Origin of the sequence: Microbacterium sp. JAI119 (assembly GCF_013410135.1) — a bacterium.
GTDB lineage: Bacteria > Actinomycetota > Actinomycetes > Actinomycetales > Microbacteriaceae > Microbacterium > Microbacterium oxydans.
In genome coordinates this window covers 1,230,732-1,246,764 of sequence record NZ_JACCCK010000001.1, presented here as the reverse complement: position 1 = coordinate 1,246,764, position 16,033 = coordinate 1,230,732, and the positions used below count along the sequence as shown (strand labels likewise).

12 protein-coding genes and 1 riboswitch are annotated in these 16,033 nt (G+C 66.3%); all 12 genes read right to left on the bottom strand.

Features of this window, described 5'->3' with window-relative positions:
- Nucleotides 1–8: 8 nt before the first annotated feature.
- The 12 genes from HDC31_RS06075 to HDC31_RS06020 all read right to left on the bottom strand — a co-directional run bounded on the left by HDC31_RS06075 (nucleotide 9) and on the right by HDC31_RS06020 (nucleotide 15,854).
- Nucleotides 9–1,673, bottom strand: coding sequence for an ABC transporter ATP-binding protein (locus tag HDC31_RS06075; protein ID WP_113681682.1), 1,665 nt, complete (start codon nucleotides 1,671–1,673; stop codon nucleotides 9–11).
- Entirely contained in the window at nucleotides 1,670–2,611 is a 942-nt protein-coding gene (locus tag HDC31_RS06070; RefSeq protein WP_179515909.1) for an ABC transporter permease, read from the bottom strand. The genes HDC31_RS06075 and HDC31_RS06070 overlap by 4 nt, the downstream gene beginning before the upstream one ends.
- Complete coding sequence (locus tag HDC31_RS06065; RefSeq protein ID WP_179515908.1) at nucleotides 2,601–3,530, bottom strand: ABC transporter permease; 930 nt, start codon at nucleotides 3,528–3,530, stop codon at nucleotides 2,601–2,603. Before HDC31_RS06065 ends, HDC31_RS06070 begins: the two co-directional genes overlap by 11 nt.
- A 94-nt stretch (nucleotides 3,531–3,624) precedes the next feature.
- Nucleotides 3,625–5,268 (bottom strand): ABC transporter substrate-binding protein, encoded by a 1,644-nt coding sequence (locus tag HDC31_RS06060; RefSeq protein WP_046749582.1) that lies wholly within the window; start codon nucleotides 5,266–5,268, stop codon nucleotides 3,625–3,627.
- A 228-nt stretch (nucleotides 5,269–5,496) separates the two neighbouring features.
- A complete protein-coding gene (gene gcvP, locus HDC31_RS06055) occupies nucleotides 5,497–8,349 on the bottom strand; it encodes an aminomethyl-transferring glycine dehydrogenase (protein ID WP_218867623.1) in 2,853 nt (950 codons plus the stop codon).
- Nucleotides 8,350–8,410: 61 nt separating this feature from the next.
- Nucleotides 8,411–8,788, bottom strand: coding sequence for a glycine cleavage system protein GcvH (gene gcvH / locus HDC31_RS06050; RefSeq protein ID WP_046749583.1), 378 nt, complete (start codon nucleotides 8,786–8,788; stop codon nucleotides 8,411–8,413).
- Nucleotides 8,785–9,987 (bottom strand): glycine cleavage system aminomethyltransferase GcvT, encoded by a 1,203-nt coding sequence (locus HDC31_RS06045; protein WP_113681680.1) that lies wholly within the window; start codon nucleotides 9,985–9,987, stop codon nucleotides 8,785–8,787. The genes gcvH and HDC31_RS06045 overlap by 4 nt, the downstream gene beginning before the upstream one ends.
- 154 nt (nucleotides 9,988–10,141) lie before the next feature.
- A riboswitch (glycine riboswitch) is annotated at nucleotides 10,142–10,236 on the bottom strand.
- Between the two features lie 201 nt (nucleotides 10,237–10,437).
- Complete coding sequence (locus tag HDC31_RS06040) at nucleotides 10,438–11,310, bottom strand: ABC transporter ATP-binding protein (RefSeq protein WP_113681679.1); 873 nt, start codon at nucleotides 11,308–11,310, stop codon at nucleotides 10,438–10,440.
- Complete coding sequence (locus HDC31_RS06035) at nucleotides 11,307–12,158, bottom strand: ABC transporter ATP-binding protein (RefSeq protein WP_113681678.1); 852 nt, start codon at nucleotides 12,156–12,158, stop codon at nucleotides 11,307–11,309. The genes HDC31_RS06040 and HDC31_RS06035 overlap by 4 nt, the downstream gene beginning before the upstream one ends.
- Nucleotides 12,155–13,135 carry an ABC transporter permease gene (locus HDC31_RS06030; RefSeq protein WP_058631909.1) on the bottom strand — a complete coding sequence of 327 codons (981 nt, stop codon included), beginning with the start codon at nucleotides 13,133–13,135 and terminating at the stop codon, nucleotides 12,155–12,157. Before HDC31_RS06030 ends, HDC31_RS06035 begins: the two co-directional genes overlap by 4 nt.
- The gene (locus tag HDC31_RS06025; RefSeq protein ID WP_058631908.1) at nucleotides 13,128–14,123 is read right to left on the bottom strand and encodes an ABC transporter permease; all 996 of its coding nucleotides are present in this window, start codon (nucleotides 14,121–14,123) and stop codon (nucleotides 13,128–13,130) included. The genes HDC31_RS06030 and HDC31_RS06025 overlap by 8 nt, the downstream gene beginning before the upstream one ends.
- Before the next feature lie 42 nt (nucleotides 14,124–14,165).
- Nucleotides 14,166–15,854, bottom strand: coding sequence for an ABC transporter substrate-binding protein (locus HDC31_RS06020; protein ID WP_046749589.1), 1,689 nt, complete (start codon nucleotides 15,852–15,854; stop codon nucleotides 14,166–14,168).
- Between the last annotated feature and the right edge of the window lie 179 nt (nucleotides 15,855–16,033).

The window sequence follows — 16,033 nt, the reverse complement described above, 5'->3', positions numbered from 1 at the left end:
CGCCACGATCAGAGGCCACCCAGAGGGATGGACGCACCGGGGATCGCTTCGAGCAGACGGCTCGTGTACTCCTGCTTCGGGTTCGCGAAGGTCTCATCGACCGTGCCCTGCTCGACGATCCGGCCGCGCTCCATGACGCAGACCAGATCGCTCGAGACACGCACCACCGCGAGGTCGTGCGTGATGAACAGGTAGGTGAGGCCCAGCTCCGTCTGCAGGTCGGCCAGCAGCCTGAGGATCTGCGCCTGGACGAGCACGTCCAGAGCGGAGACCGCCTCGTCGAGCACCACGATGTCCGGCTTGAGCGCCAGAGCACGCGCGATCGCGACCCGCTGGCGCTGTCCACCCGACAGCTCGCTCGGGTAGCGGGTTGCCAGATCCTGCGGCAATGACACCTGATCCAGAAGCTCACGCACGCGCTCTCGACGCGAAGTGCGATCACCCACACCGTGGATCTCGAGCGGTTCGGCGATGGTGTTCTCGAGATTGCGCAACGGATCCAGAGAACCGTACGGGTCCTGGAACACCGGCTGCATGCGCCGGCGCAGACCGAAGGACTGTGCGCGGGAGAACCCGGACACGTCCATGCCGTCGATCTCGATCGTCCCCGACGTCGGGTCCTCCAGCTTGAGGACCATCTTGGCGACGGTCGACTTGCCCGAGCCCGACTCGCCGACGAGAGCCAGCGTCTTCCCGCGCGGGATCTCGAACGACACGTCGTCTACGGCGCGGAACATCTCGCTGCGGAAACCGCCCTGTCGGATGCGGTAATCCTTGGTGAGGCCGGCCACGCGCACCGTGGGCGGGATGGCGGCGAGATCCTCGAGCGTCTCCACACCGCGGTCCTCGACCACGGCCTGGATGCGCTGCGATGCCACGCTGGGCGCGGCGGCGACGAGGCGCTTGGTGTACGGATGCCGCGGGTTCTGCAGGATCTCCCGGCTCGGTCCCGACTCCACGATGGTGCCGTTCTGCATCACGATCAGGCGCTCCGCGCGCTCGGCTGCGAGTCCGAGGTCGTGCGTGATCAACAGCATCGAGGTTCCGCGGTCGCGGGTCAGGCTCGCCATGTGGTCGAGGATGACGCGCTGCACCGTGACGTCGAGGGCCGAGGTGGGCTCGTCCGCGATCAGAAGCCGGGGGTCCGCGGCCAATCCGATCCCGATGAGCGCTCGCTGGCGCATACCGCCCGAGAACTGGTGAGGGAACTGGCGCAGTCGCTTGGCCGCGTCAGCGAGCCCCGCCTGCTGGAGCACCTCGATCGCCCGAGCCCGGACCGCCGCGCGTCCCTGGGCGAGGCCGTTGGCACGGACCGCCTCCTCGACCTGGAAGCCGATGCTCCAGACGGGGTTGAGGTTCGACATCGGGTCCTGCGGCACGTAGCCGATCGCCTTGCCGCGGATGCGCTCCATCTCCCGCTCGGAGAGGTGCGTGAGCTCCTCGCCGTCCAGGGTGATGCTCCCGCCGGTGACCTTTCCGGTGCCGGCCAGCAGTTTGATGATGGACGTCGCAGCCGTCGACTTGCCCGAACCGGACTCGCCGACGATCGCGACCGTCTCCCCTGCCATGACATCGAAGCTGATCCCATGCAGGACCTGTCGTGTGCCGTTCTGCGTGTCGAACGCGACCGTGAGATCGCGGACGCTCAGCAGCGGGGTCGTTGCTTCACTCATCGGCGTGTCCTCGCCCTCGGGTCGAGGGCGTCTCGGATGAGTTCCCCCAGAAGGATGAACGCGAGCACCGTGATGGTGAGCGCGATCGACGGATAGATCAGTGCCATCGGCGCGACACGCAGCGAGCGTTGTGCCTGGCTGATGTCGTTGCCCCAGGACATGACGTCGCTTCCGAGACCGACACCGAGGAAGCTCAGGGTCGCCTCCGCGACGATACCGCCGGCCAGTGCCAGGGTCGCCAGTACGAGCAGCGGAGCGAACGCGTTCGGGATCACGTGGGACAGAAGGGTGCCGAAACGCCCCTTCCCCAGCGCGGCCGACGCCATCACGAAGTCCGCTTGTTTCACTCTGAGCACTTCCGCCCTGACGACACGCGCCGTCGCGGCCCAGGCGAACCCACCGATCGCGAGGGCGAGGGTGAAGACGTTGCGGTACTGCGCGAACACCGTCATCACGACGACCGCCGCGAGGATGTAGGGGATCGAGAAGAAGATGTCGCCGACGCGGGAGAGCACGGCATCGAGCCATCCTCCGTAGTAGCCGGCGAAGGCACCCATGATCAGACCGAGAGTCGAGCTGATGATCGTCGCCAGCAGGCCGACGCTGATCGATGTGCGCGAGCCCCAGACGATGCGCGACCAGATGTCGCAGCCCTGGAACGTGTAGCCCAGGGGGTGGCCGGCGGCCGGTCCCGCATTGGAGTTCCCGAGCTCACACTGGTTGTTCGGAGGCGTCTGCGTGAAGAGCGTCGGCCACAGGGCCATCAGCAGGATGAGCGCGACGATGCCGAGCGAGATCCAGAACGACGGGCGACGGCGTAGATCGGTCCACGCGTCCCGCCAGAGACTCGCAGGCTTGCCTTTGACGTTGATGGCATCCGTCGGCGGCTGTTCGGCCACCACCGGTGCGACGTAATGAGAGGGACGGTCACTTGACATAGCGGATCCTCGGGTCGAGCAGCCCGTAGAGCAGGTCCACGAGCAGGTTGACGAGAACGTAGATGATGACGAACACCGTCACGAAGGAGACGATCGTCGGTCCTTCGTGCCTCAACGTCGCCTGGAACAGGGTCTGCCCCACGCCGGGAATGTTGAAGATGTACTCCGTCACGGTCGCTCCGACGAGGAGCACACCGAAGTTCGTCGCCGAGTTGGTGATCACCGGGATCAGGGAGTTGCGCAGCACGTGCACGGGGATCACGCGATTGCGTGACAGCCCCTTGCCGTATGCCGTGCGCACCCAGTCCTGGTTGAGGGTGTCGAGCACAGACCCGCGCATGAGCCGCATGCTGGTCGCGTACAGGCTCAGCCCCAGCACGATGGCGGGAAGCCACAGATCGCCCCAGTCGTTCTGGCCACCGACGGTCGGACGGAACCAGCCCAGTTTGATCGCGAGGAAGTACTGCGCGAGGAAGGCGATGACGAAGATCGGCATCGACAGGAAGACGAGCGAGACGATCAGCGAGGCGTGGTCGAACAGCTTGCCCTTGCGGAGCGCGGAGAGCGTTCCGATGATGATCGCGAGCGTGAACTCGATCGCGATCGCCATGATGGCCAGACGTCCCGTGATGGGGAGCGTGCGTGCCAGCACGGTGCTCACGGACTCACCGGAGAACGTCGTTCCCATGTCGCCCTTGAAGACGCCGGTGATGTAGTAGAAGTACTGGACGAGGAACGGGTCGTCCAGGTGATACTGCGCTCGGATCGTGGCGAGCAGCTGCGGGCTCGGCGGTTTGTCACCGAAGAGCGCCGCGATCGGGTCACCCGGCATCAGGAAGACGAGCGCGTAGATGAGAAGCGTCGCACCGAAGAAGACCGGGATCAGCTGAAGAAGTCGCCGCAGGGTGTAGGCGAGCATCCTTGCTCCTTTCGTGGAGTCGGAGTCAGCCGGAGTGCACGACGCGAGGCGGTGACGTCGCCGCCACCGCCTCGCTGCCGTTCACTCCAAGGGCCTACTCGGCCTTGGTGATCTCGTAGTAGAGCGGAACCGAGTTCCAGCCGACGGTGACGTTGTCGACCGAGTCGCCGAAGCCACCGATCGAGTTCTGGTACCAGAGCGGGATGACCGGGAGGTCGTTGAAGAGGATCTCCTGGACCTTCTCGTAAGCCGCGTTCGCGTCGTCCGCGCTCGTGGCCGCTGCACCCTCTGCGAGCAGAGAGTCCACCTCGGGGTTCGAGTAGTCACCGTCGTTCGACGATGCACCCGTGCCGTAGAGCGGCTGCAGGAAGTTGTAGACGGCGGGGTAGTCGCCCTGCCATCCGGAACGGTTCGCCGTCTGGATCGTGCGCTTGCCCGCGTCGTCACGCGCGTTGACCGCTGCGCGGAGCGTGGCGAGGTCAACGTACGGTGCGCCCGACGCCTCGATGCCGAGCGTGTTCTTCAGCGAGTTCGAGACCGCGTCGACCCACACCTGGTGTCCACCATCGGAGTTGTACGCGATCTGGAAGGTGCCGGACCACGGGGAGATGGCGTCAGCCTTCGCCCACAGCTCCTTGGCCTTCTCCGGGTCGTACTTCAGGACGTCGGAACCGGGAACGCTGTCGCTCCAGCCGTCGATGACGGGCGTCGTGAAGTCGCTCGCCGGGGTGCGGGTGTCGGCGAAGATCTTGCTCGTGATCTCGTCGCGGTTGATCGCCAGCGAGATGGCCTGGCGGCGCAGGGTGCCCTCTTCGCCCGAGAAGTGCGGGAGCTGCCCACCGATGGTGAACGACTGGAAGATGGCCGCGGGCTGGTTGGTCGCCCGCTCGCCGAGCTCGTCCTCGAAGACCGCGAGGGAAGCCTCGGGGATCTGGTCGATGACGTCGATGTTGCCGCCGAGCAGGTCGGCGTACGCGCCCTCGGGAGCCGTGTAGAACTTCAGCGTCAGGCCGCCGTTCTGAGCGACGCGCTCACCCTTGTAGTCATCGTTCTTGACGAGGTCGATCTGGACGTCGTGCTGCCATGCTCCCTCCTTGGCGAGCATGTACGGGCCGTTGCCGATCGGGTTCTCGCCGAAGGCGTCCATGTCCTCGAAGGCGACATCGGGCAGCGGGTAGAACGCCGAGTAGCCGAGGCGGGTCACGAAGTCGGAGGCGACGTCACTGCTCAGGTCGATCGTGAAGGTCTGGTCATCGACCTCGGTGAGACCGGTGAGCTCGGAGTCTGCGTCGGGGTTGAAGCCGACGATGTCGGCGAACCAGGACTGGTTCAGTTGCGCGTTGGAGAGCTGCGCACCGTAGTTCCACGCGTCGATGAAGTTGTGGGCGACGACGTCTTCACCGTTGGTGAACTTGTTGCCCTCCTTCAGCTTGACCGTGACCTTGTTCGGCGCGTCGACCGTGATCGACTCGGCCATGTCGTTGACGAGAGCACCGTCGCCGTCGTAGAAGGCGAGACCTGCGAAGACGGAGTCGAGAATCTTGCCGCCGTTGACCTCGTTGGTGTTGGTCGGGATCAGCGCGTTCTCCGGCTCGCCTCCGTTCGCCGAGATGATCGCCGACGCCGAGCCCTTGGAGCCCTCATCGCCGGAGTCGTTCCCGCCTGCGCAACCGGCCAGCGCCAGGGCGCCGACCACGAGCAGAGCGCTGCCCGCGAGGGCAATCCTGTTTCGTTTCACTTTTCGTCCTCCTGTGGACAGTGCTGAGTCTGCGCGCTCATCATCGAGCACGCAGGGATACCTGAGCGTAACCCGCCGCTTGGCCCCCCGCCGCCTTCAGCTAACGAACTGTTACTGAGTGGTGACCATCCGTAACACCCGCGAAACACCTGGAAACACCGGGAAACACAGGACGGTGTCGCGCTTCCGCACGGAAGCGCGACACCGTCTGCTCAGATGCGCACCGGCTCAGGCGAAGGCCTCCACCGGCGGGCAGGCGCACACGAGGTTCCGGTCGCCGTACGCCTGGTCGATGCGACGCACGGGCGGCCAGTACTTGCCGGCGACGAGCGCATGGACGGGGTAGGCGGCTTCCTCCCGCGTGTAGGGGTGCTCCCACTCCCCCGCGATGAGGGATACCGCGGTGTGCGGTGCATGCACCAGCGGATTGTCGTCCGCGGGCCAGCGCCCCGCCGCCACGGCTTCCGCCTCGGCCTTGATCATGATCATGGCCTCGATGAAGCGCTCGATCTCATCGAGATCCTCCGACTCCGTCGGCTCGACCATGAGCGTGCCCGCGACGGGGAACGACATGGTCGGAGCGTGGAAGCCGTAGTCGATGAGGCGCTTGGCCACGTCGTCGACGGTGATTCCGGTCGCCTCCTTGAGCGGACGCAGATCGAGGATGCACTCGTGCGCGACGCGACCGTTCTCCCCCGTGTAGAGCACCGGGAAGTGGCCGCCCAGACGCTCGGCCATGTAGTTGGCGGAGAGCACGGCTGCCGCCGTGGCACGACGAAGACCGTCGGCACCCATCATGCGGACGTACGCCCACGAGATCGGCAGGATCCCCGCGGAACCGTAAGGAGCGGCCGAGATCACACCACCATCGAACGTGTAGCCGCCGAAGTGCTCGGCGCGCTGTGCGAGCGGGTGCGAGGGAAGGTAGGGGGCGAGGTGCGACTTCGCCGCCACCGGACCGATGCCGGGACCTCCCCCACCATGCGGGATGGCGAAGGTCTTGTGCAGGTTGAGGTGCGAGACGTCGCCGCCCAGGTCACCGAAGCGCGCGTAGCCGAGCAGCGCGTTGAGGTTGGCCCCGTCGACGTACACCTGTCCGCCCGCGTCGTGCACGGCGGCCGTGATCTCGACGACCTGCTCCTCGTACACACCGTGCGTCGAGGGGTAGGTGATCATCAGAGCCGAGAGGTCGTCGGCGTGCTGGGCGATCTTCGCGCGCAGGTCGTCGAGGTCGACGTTGCCGAGCTCGTCCGTCGCGACCACGACGACCTTCATGCCCGCGAGCACGGCCGATGCCGCATTCGTGCCATGGGCCGACGAGGGGATGAGGCACACGGTGCGGTGGGTGTCGCCGTTCGCGTGGTGGTACCCGCGGATGGCCAGGAGACCCGCGAGCTCACCCTGCGAACCGGCGTTCGGCTGCAGCGAGACCGCGTCATAACCGGTGACCTCGGCGAGCCAGCCCTCGAGCTGGTCGATGAGCTCGAGGTAGCCCTGCACATCGGACGCCGGGGCGAACGGGTGGATGCCGGCGAACTCGGGCCAGGTGATGGCAGCCATCTCGGTGGCGGCGTTGAGCTTCATGGTGCACGAGCCCAGCGGGATCATGCCGCGATCGAGTGCGTAGTCTCGGTCGGAGAGACTCTTCAGGTACCGCATCATGGCGGTCTCCGAGCGGTGCGAGTGGAACACCGGGTGCGTGAGGTACTCGTCCTGACGGAGCAGGTCTTCCGGGAGCCCCCGCAGCTTGTCCCCGCCGAACATGCCGAACGCGCGGTCGTTCTTGCCGCCGAAGACAGCCGTGACGTGGTGCAGCTCGCCGAGGGTCGTGGTCTCGTCGACGGCGATGCCGACCGTGTCGGCGTCGGCGACGTGCAGCAGGATCCCGTGATCGTCATGGGCCCGAGCGGCGAACTCCGCCGCACGACCGGGCACGCGCACCTGCAGGGTGTCGAAGAAGTCCGCGTGCACGACCTCCACCCCTGCCTCGGTCAGCCAGTCACGCAGCAGCGCCGCCTTCGCCGTGGTCTGGGTCGCGATCTCCCGCAGCCCGTCCGGACCGTGGTACACGGCGTACATCGACGCCATGACGGCGAGCAGCACCTGGGCGGTGCAGATGTTCGACGTGGCCTTCTCGCGGCGGATGTGCTGCTCGCGCGTCTGCAGCGAGAGACGATACGCGGGCTTGCCGTCGGCATCGACCGACACTCCGACGAGGCGACCGGGGAGCTGACGCTCGAGGCCGGAGCGGACGGCCATGTAGCCGGCGTGCGGACCGCCGAAGCCCATCGGCACGCCGAAGCGCTGGGTCGTGCCGACTGCCACGTCGGCGCCGAGTGAGCCGGGAGAGGCGATGAGGGTGAGAGCGAGCAGATCGGCGGCCGCGACCGCGAGAGCGCCGGAGAGGTGCGCGGCGTCGAACACGGCCGACGGGTCCCAGACGCGACCGGATGCGCCGGGGTACTGCACGAAGACACCGAACAGGTCGGCGGGCAGCTCCTCGCCCGCGGCGAAATCGACCGTGACGATGTCGATACCGAGAGCTTCCGCGCGCGTGGCGAGCATCGCCTTGGTCTGCGGGAGCGCATCCGCGTCGACCGCGAACACGGTCGACGCCGACTTCGATGCGCGCCGCGAGAGCAGCATCGCCTCGACCACCGCGGTCGACTCGTCGAGCATGGACGCATTGGCCGTCGTGAGCCCGGTGAGTTCGGCGACCATGGTCTGGAAGTTGATGAGCGCTTCCAGACGCCCCTGGGAGATCTCCGGCTGGTACGGCGTGTAGGCCGTGTACCACGACGGGTTCTCCAGCACGTTCCGCTGGATCACCTGCGGCGTGATGGTGCCGTAGTACCCCAGGCCGATCATGGGTCGGTTCACGGTGTTGCGCGAGGCGAGCACCCGCAGCTCGGCGAGAGCCTCGGTCTCGCTCGCGGCAGAGGGGATGTGTGAAGGCGCGTCCGGGGAGTCGGACGACGGCCCGGTGTAGATCGACGCGGGCACGGCCTGGCGCATGAGCGCCTCGACCGGGTTCAGCGCGCCATCGGCCCCTGGGGTGTCGAGACCCAGGGCCGCGAGCATCGTGCGCTGCGCGGCATCCGTGGGTCCGATGTGACGATCGGCGAAAGTGACCACTGGTGAATCAGCCCTCCGTGAGTGCGACGTACGCGTCGCGGTCGAGCAGTCCGTCCAGCGCACCGGCTGCGACGGAGACCTTGAGCAACCAGCCGCCCTCGAAGGGCGCGGCGTTCACCAGCGACGGATCGTCGACGGCCGCGTCGTTGATCTCGACGACGGTTCCCGATACCGGCGCGTAGAGTTCGCCGACCGACTTCGTCGATTCGATCTCGCCGACGACCGCACCTGCGGTCACCTCGGTGCCGACGGCGGGGAGCTCGACGAACACGACGTCGCCCAGCTTCTCGGCGGCGTAGTCGGTGATGCCGATGGTCACGGTGTCGCCGTCGGCGGCGATCCACTCGTGCTCTTCGGTGTAGTGGAGTGCGGCGAGGTCGGTCATTTGGTCCTCCGATAGAAAGGCAGGGCGGTCACGGTCGCGGGGATCTTGGTTCCCCGCACGTCAAGGAATACTGCGGTTCCCTCTTCCGCGGAAGATGGGGTCACGTAGGCCATCGCGATCGGGTGGCCGAGAGTCGGGCTGAGAGCGCCGCTCGTGATCTCTCCGAGCACGGATCCGTCTTCGTCGACGACGGCGTATCCGGCGCGTCCTGCCCGCTTGCCCTCGGCGACGAGGCCGACCAGGACCGGCGCTTCCGATGCCTCTGTCGAGTCCTCGAAGGACGAGAGCGCCTCCTTGCCGACGAAGTGCTCCTTCGCCGTCACGACGACACGGCCGAGTCCGGCCTGCGAGGGGCGGGTGTCGGTGCTGAGCTCGTGGCCGTAGAGAGGCATCCCGGCCTCCAGACGCAACGTGTCCCGGGCGGCGAGGCCCGCAGGAACGAGACCATGCGGTTCGCCGGCAGCCAGCAGAGCGTCCCACAGGGCTGCGGCGTCGCCGGCAGGAACCAGCAGCTCGAAGCCGTCCTCCCCGGTGTAGCCCGTGCGTGCGATGAGCAGAGGCTCCCCGCGGAAGCGCGCGTCCGCCCAGGCGTAGTACTTCTGCTCCGCCCAGGGCGTGCTCAGCTCGTCGATGCCCGGCGTCGCAGCGAGAATCGCCTCGGCGGCCGGTCCCTGCACGGCGAGCAGCGCGAACAGGTCGGACACATCCTCCACATCGACGCCGCGGTCGCCCAGGAATCCGGCGAAGGTGCGGTCCTCCCCCGGAGCCAGCGGCGGAAACGCCCGCTCGACGAGCGACGGAAAGTCCCGCACGCGCTTGGCGAATCCCGAGTCCACGAAGCCACGGTTGCCGGCGTTGGCGATGACGAGGTAGCGGTCCTCCGCGAGCCGATACGCGATGACATCGTCGACGATTCCGCCGTTCTCATTCAGCATCAGCGAGTACTTCGCCTTGCCGACCGTCATGGCGGAGATGCGACCTGCGAGCGCGAAGTCGAGGAACTCGGCCGCCTTCTCGCCCGTGACGAGGAACTCGGCCATGTGCGAGATGTCGAAGATCCCCGCGTTCTGGCGCACGGCGTGGTGCTCGGCGAGGTCGGAGGTGTAACGCACCGGCATCTGCCAGCCACCGAAGTCGGTGAACGACGCGCCGAGTGCCTCATGGCGTTCGCGCAGCGGGGTGTAGCGGGGGTCGGACATGGAGTTCTCCCGGGCTGTGTCGGGCGGAACGGCGGCATCGCCGTTCCTCGGAACTCCCCCTCTGTCATGGGCCTGAGAGCTTCACCCGTGCACGGAGGCGGGGTTTTCACCGTCGGCGGATCCGCACATGAGACGGATCGCTTTTCAGAGTGGCCGGAACCGCGCGGTACGCGTACCTGAGAGATTGGCGGGGAGGCTTGCTCCTTCGGTGCCCGGCTGCGTTCGCCGGGGCTCTCCCGCGTGGGTCATTCGGCCTGTCTTCAGTTGTGGGTTCAGTCTAGCCGGTCGGCCCGTCGGTGCCGGATTCGCTCGACGCGCGTTCGAATCGCGCGAATGGTCCCATCCTGGACTCGGAAGGGACCATTCGCGCGATTCGAAAGCGCGATTCGAAAGCGCGATTTGAAAGCGCGATTCGAAAGCGCGATTCGAAAGCGGGGTGCGGTGCGGCTATCAGCTGATGCCGAGTTCGGTTCGGACCTCGTCGCGGAGGCGGCCGAGGTTGTCGGGCTCGGGCGCGGCTCCCAGGAGGGTCTTGGTGTACTCGTGCTGCGGGTTGAGGATGACTTCGTCCGCGGGGCCCCGCTCGACGACATCGCCCTTGTAGAGCACCATGATCTCATCGGAGAAATGCCGGGCGGTCGCGAGGTCGTGCGTGATGTACAGCACCCCGAGGTTCTCCTCCCGCTGCAGATCCGCAAGCAGGTTCAACACGCCCAGCCGGATCGACACGTCCAACATGCTCACCGGTTCGTCGGCGACGATGAACCGCGCCCCCGGGGCCAGTGCCCGTGCGATCGCGACGCGCTGCCGCTGCCCACCCGACAGCTCATGCGGGCGACGCTCCGCAAAGCTCTCCCCCGGGCTGAGCCGCACCCGCTCCAACAACTCCACCGCCCTGGCACGCACCTGCGCACTGGAGAGCTGCGGGTGATGCAGGCGGATCGGCCGCTCCAAGTGATGCACGATCGTGTGGAACGGGTTCAACGACGCGAACGGGTCCTGGAACACCATCTGCACATCCGCGCGATACGCCTCCAACGCCCGCCCCCGAGTCCCGGACGGTTTCCCGTCGAGGAGGATCTCCCCACTGGTGGGGGTCTCCAACTTCATCAGCATCCGCGCGATCGTCGACTTCCCCGACCCCGACTCCCCCACCAGAGCGAGCGTCTTCCCGGCCTCGATCGTGAACGACACATCCTTCACCGCATGCAGGATGCTCGTCCTGAACCCGGAACGCAGGTGGAAGTCCTTGACGAGGTTCCGCGCCTCCAACGTCGCCGTCCCCGGCACCGTCGTCCCGGTGCTATTCGTATGGGTGGTCATCGGACGCCCTCCTGGCTCACACCGGTACGCACGAAATCGCCCCGCTCACCCTTCAACGACGGGAAACTCGACAACAACCGTCGCGTGTACTCATGCTGCGGGGAACGGTAGATCTCCTCCGCCGTCCCCTCCTCCACGATCTGCCCCTGCAACATGATCGCGATCCGGTCGCTGATCTCGATCAACATCGGCAGATCATGCGTGATGAAGATCACCGCGAACCCGAGCTTCTCCCGCAACCGCATGATCTCCCGGATGATGCCGCGCTGCACGACCACATCCAACGCCGTCGTCGGCTCATCCATGATCATCACCTGCGGATCCAACGCCAGAGCCATCGCGATCATCATCCGCTGACGCATACCCCCGGACAACTCATGCGGGAAACTCGACAACCGGGACGGATCCACCCCCACCAACGTGAGCAGCTCCTCCGCCCGCGCCGTCTTCGCCTTCTTACTCATCCCAGGACGATGCGTGTCGAAGATGTCGAAGATCTGCGCCCTCACACTGATCACCGGATTCAACGAGTTCATCGCGCCCTGGAACACCATCGAGATCTTGTCCCACCGGAACGCCCGAAGACCCTCCCCATCCAAACCCACGATGTCGATGTCATGACCGTCCCGGTCATGGAACACGATCTCTCCGCCCGTCATCAACGCCGGCGCCTTCAACAACCGGTTCATGCCGTACGCGAGAGTCGTCTTCCCACACCCCGACTCCCCGGCCAGGCCCAGGATCTCCCCACGGTTCAACGTCAGCGAGACGTTTCGCACGGCCTTCACCGGCGGATCCACCTCATACTCGATCGACACATTCCGCGCCGTCAGCACAGGCTCGCTCATGCGGTGACCCCCTTGGTCTTGGCGGCCTTGCGCACGCGGCGCGCGGCTTCGGGTGCATTGCGCAGCTTCGGGTTGATGACCTCGTCGATGGCGAAGTTGATCAGCGACAGGCCGGCGCCGAGGAGCGCGATCATGAGTCCCGGCGGGACGAACCACCACCAGGCCCCACGTCCGAGCGCCTGCCCCGACTGGGCGTCGTTGAGGATCGATCCCCAGGTGATCGACGAGTTGGGTCCGAGGCCGAGGTACGACAGGCCGGCCTCGCCGAGGATCGCGAAGATGATCGCGAAGAGGAACTGGGCCGCCAGCAGCGGCAGCAGGTTCGGCATGATCTCGACGAGGATGACGCGGAACGACCGCTCGCCCGCGACCTTCGAGGCGTAGACGTAGTCGCGTGTGCGGAGCGAGCGCGTCTGCAGCCGGAGCACGTACGCCGCCCCGGCCCAGGAGGTGATGCCGAGCACGAAGGCGACGAGCTGCCAGCTGCGCTGCGGGACGAACGAGGCGATGACCATCACCAGCGGCAGTCCGGGGATCACGATCATGACGTTCGTGAGCAGGGCGAGGCCGTCTTCACGCCACCCACCCAGGTAGCCGGCGAGCACACCGAACAGGAGGGAGAGGACGATCGCGATGCTGCCGGCCGTCACGCCGATGAGCAGCGAGCCCTGGGCACCGGTCGCGAGCTGGGCGAACATGTCGTTGCCGAGCTTGGTCGTGCCGAGCCAGTGCTCGGCCGACGGCGGCTGAAGCGCTGGGTTGGCCGTGCTCCGCGGGTTCTGGGAGAAGATCGGCGCGATGATCGCGAACAGCACGATCGCCAGCACGATGCACACGCCCACGATGAACTTCGGCGAGGTGCTGGGCAGGATGCGGCGACGCTTTCGTTCCTGACGCTGTGTGGCGAGAGCGACGGTGCCCTCAGGGGCGACGGTGGGTGGCTCCTCCGTGAGGAGCGGGTTCTTCGTGTCAGACATTCTGGCGAGCCCTCGGGTCGATGAAGCCATAGACGAGGTCCATGATGAAGTTGGCGGCGAGCACCGTTAGCGTGATGACGAGGAACAGCCCCTGCATCAGCGCGTAGTCGTTGTTGGTCACGGCCTGGAACATCAGCTTGCCGATGCCGGGGTAGGTGAACACCTGCTCCATGACGATGGAGCCGGCCACGACGAAACCGAGCGTGATCGAGAAGCCGGCGATCGAGGGGATCGCGGCGTTGCGGGCAGCGTAGGTGGTGAGCACCCGGCGCGGGCGCAGGCCCTTGGCCTCGGCCGTGAGCACATAGTCCTCGGCGAGCGTCGAGACCATCATGTTGCGCATGCCGAACATCCAGCCGCCGACCGAGCTGATCACGATGGTGACGGCGGGAAGGATGGCGTGGGCGACGGCGTCGCTGAAGAAGGCCCACGTCGGCTCGGGGCCGTCGGGGAAGTCGAACACGTCGTAGCCGCCGAAGATGGGGAACCAGCCGAGGCCGACCGCGAACACCGCCACCAGGATCAGCGCCATCCAGAAGTACGGGATCGACTGCAGCACGGTCGTTGCCGGGATCAGGTGGTCGACCCAGGTGCCGCGCTTCCAGCCGGCCCAGGCCCCGAGCACGACGCCGAGGACGAAGGAGATGACCGTCGCGGTGCCGACGAGGATGAGCGTCCAGGGAAGAGCACCGGCGATGAGCTCCGTCACCGGGGTGGGGAACTTCGTCACCGAGACGCCGAGGTCGCCCTGGAACATCCGCCCCCAGTACGCGAGGTACTGATCCCACAGCGACGAGTCGTCGCCGCCGAGCAGGAGCCTGATATTGCGGATGGTCGTCTCTGAGACGTCGCCGCCCGCCCGCTGCATCTTGGCGATCATGATGTCGGCGGGGTTTCCCGGCATGAGCCGGGGAAGAAAGAAGTTGATGGATATCGCGGCCCAGAGCGTGAACGCGTAGAACCCGATTCTTCGTGCATAGAACTTCATGTCACTGTTTCCTGACTTCCTTCTTCCCCGACTCCTCTCGTGTTACTTGACCGGCTGCAGCTGCGTCAGGACGTAGCCTGCCGCGATCGCACCCCAGGACGGCGGGAAGGCGTAGAGGTCTTCCTCCGTCGGCCAGCCCGTGTAGTCCTTCGTGTTGTAGAAGGTCTGCGTCGCGTTGATGACGAGCGGGATGTAGGGCAGGTCACGCACGATCTCGGTCTGGATCGTGGCGTACAGCTCCTTCTTCGTCGCCTCGTCGTTCGTGCTGATCGCCGACTGGATCGCCGTGTCGACGACCGGGTTGCTGTAGCGGCTGAAGTTCCAGCGTCCTGCGGGGATCTCGGTGCCGACCGGGGTCGTCGACTCGACGGCCGTGCCGCCGAACCAGTCGCGGTAGATCTGGAACGGGTCGGCGACGGACGTGCCGATCACACCACCCATGATGAGCTGGAACTCGCCACCCTGACGGGAATCGGAGAACTCCTGCCACTGCACCGTCGATGCCGTGATCTTGATGCCTGCGGCCTCGGCCTGCTCGGCGATCAGCTTCGCGGCGTCGTTGTAGTCGGTCCAGCCGTCGACCGAGGTGAGCGTGAGCTCGAGCGGAACCCCGCCCTTCTCGTAGATGCCGCTCGAACCCTTGGTGTAACCGGCGGCCTCGAGGATCGAACCGGCCTCGGCGGCGTTGGCCTCCTGCGGGCTGACCTCGTTGGCCGGGTCGGCGAGCCACTTCTCGTCGCGCGGCAGCAGCGTGAAAGCCGGCGAGATGTCGCCCGTGAGGCCGACGAATGCCTTGTCCTTGATGATGCCGCGGTCGATCGCCACGTTGAGTGCCTGACGCACCGCGACGTCCGTCTGCGGGCCGGTGCAGCCGAGCTCGGCGTTCGAGCAGGTGTAGAGCACCGTCGGGTCCTGCGGGGTGTTGATCCAGTCGATCTTGCCGTTGCCGGTCACGTCATCCGGGTTGGGGATGAACATGCCGGTCCAGTCGAGCTTGCCGGCGGCGAGCAGGTCCTGTGCCGTCTGGTTGTTGTCGACCGCGATGTACTGGACCTTCTTGACGCCGAGCTTGTCGGCATCGCGGTAGTTCTTGTTCGCGACGAGGGTGTAGGACTCGCTCGTGGTCTTGTCGACCACGTAGGGGCCGGATCCGACGGGCTCTTCGTTCGTGAAGTTGGCGAAGTCTTTGACGTCCTTCCAGACGTGCTCGGGGAGGATGTAGCTCGACCCCATCCGCTGGAACTCGGTCGTGTACTGGGCAGACGAGTACGTCAGCACGGCGGTGGTGTCGTCCGTGGCCTCGGCGGAGATCAGACCGTTGCCCTCGGGGTTGTTGGCCTCGTAATTGAACGAGAACGCGACGTCCTTGGCGGTCAGGGGCTCACCGTCGCTCCACTTGAGGTCGGGCTTGATGGTGACCGTGATCACCGTGCCGTCCTCGTTGTACTCGAACGAGTCGCCGATCAGGCCGACCGGCTCGGAGTCCGCGGTCTTGTTGTAGAAGAACAGCGGCTCGTAGATCGGCCCGAGCGCGCCGTGGAGCACGGTCGGAGCGAACGGGTTGTAGTTCGCGGCGATGGGGGTCTGGCTGCCGGCCCAGACACGCAGGGCCTTGTCGCCATCGGCGTTGCCACTGTCGCTGCCGCCGCCACAGGCGGTGAGGCCCAGGGCGAGGACGGATGCACCGGCAATCGCGGTGAGCGCGATCTTGCGCCTTCCGTTACGGATCATTTCTCTTGTTTCCTCTCGGTGCTGCACTGCAGGAGGGATCGCTCCGGATGGAGCAGAACCCCGGAGGTGGGGTTCTCGGGCCCGGGGAGACGACCGGCGGCCACTCCCGAAGGGGTTTGTTAGGACAGTAACCTAACAAACCCCGTCCTCGTGGACAAGCCTCCTCGCGCTCCCCAGAT

What these genes read in the sequence shown, in the direction of transcription:
- HDC31_RS06075 (WP_113681682.1), bottom strand. Translation starts at nt 1,673, where the DNA reads ATGAGTGAAGCAACGACCCCGCTGCTGAGCGTCCGCGATCTCACGGTC.
- HDC31_RS06070 (WP_179515909.1), bottom strand. Translation starts at nt 2,611, where the DNA reads ATGTCAAGTGACCGTCCCTCTCATTACGTCGCACCGGTGGTGGCCGAA.
- HDC31_RS06065 (WP_179515908.1), bottom strand. Translation starts at nt 3,530, where the DNA reads ATGCTCGCCTACACCCTGCGGCGACTTCTTCAGCTGATCCCGGTCTTC.
- gcvP (WP_218867623.1), bottom strand. Translation starts at nt 8,349, where the DNA reads ATGCTCGCGGCCCTGGGTCTCGACACCCCAGGGGCCGATGGCGCGCTG.
- gcvH (WP_046749583.1), bottom strand. Translation starts at nt 8,788, where the DNA reads ATGACCGACCTCGCCGCACTCCACTACACCGAAGAGCACGAGTGGATC.
- HDC31_RS06045 (WP_113681680.1), bottom strand. Translation starts at nt 9,987, where the DNA reads ATGTCCGACCCCCGCTACACCCCGCTGCGCGAACGCCATGAGGCACTC.
- HDC31_RS06040 (WP_113681679.1), bottom strand. Translation starts at nt 11,310, where the DNA reads ATGACCACCCATACGAATAGCACCGGGACGACGGTGCCGGGGACGGCG.
- HDC31_RS06035 (WP_113681678.1), bottom strand. Translation starts at nt 12,158, where the DNA reads ATGAGCGAGCCTGTGCTGACGGCGCGGAATGTGTCGATCGAGTATGAG.
- HDC31_RS06030 (WP_058631909.1), bottom strand. Translation starts at nt 13,135, where the DNA reads ATGTCTGACACGAAGAACCCGCTCCTCACGGAGGAGCCACCCACCGTC.
- HDC31_RS06025 (WP_058631908.1), bottom strand. Translation starts at nt 14,123, where the DNA reads ATGAAGTTCTATGCACGAAGAATCGGGTTCTACGCGTTCACGCTCTGG.
- HDC31_RS06020 (WP_046749589.1), bottom strand. Translation starts at nt 15,854, where the DNA reads ATGATCCGTAACGGAAGGCGCAAGATCGCGCTCACCGCGATTGCCGGT.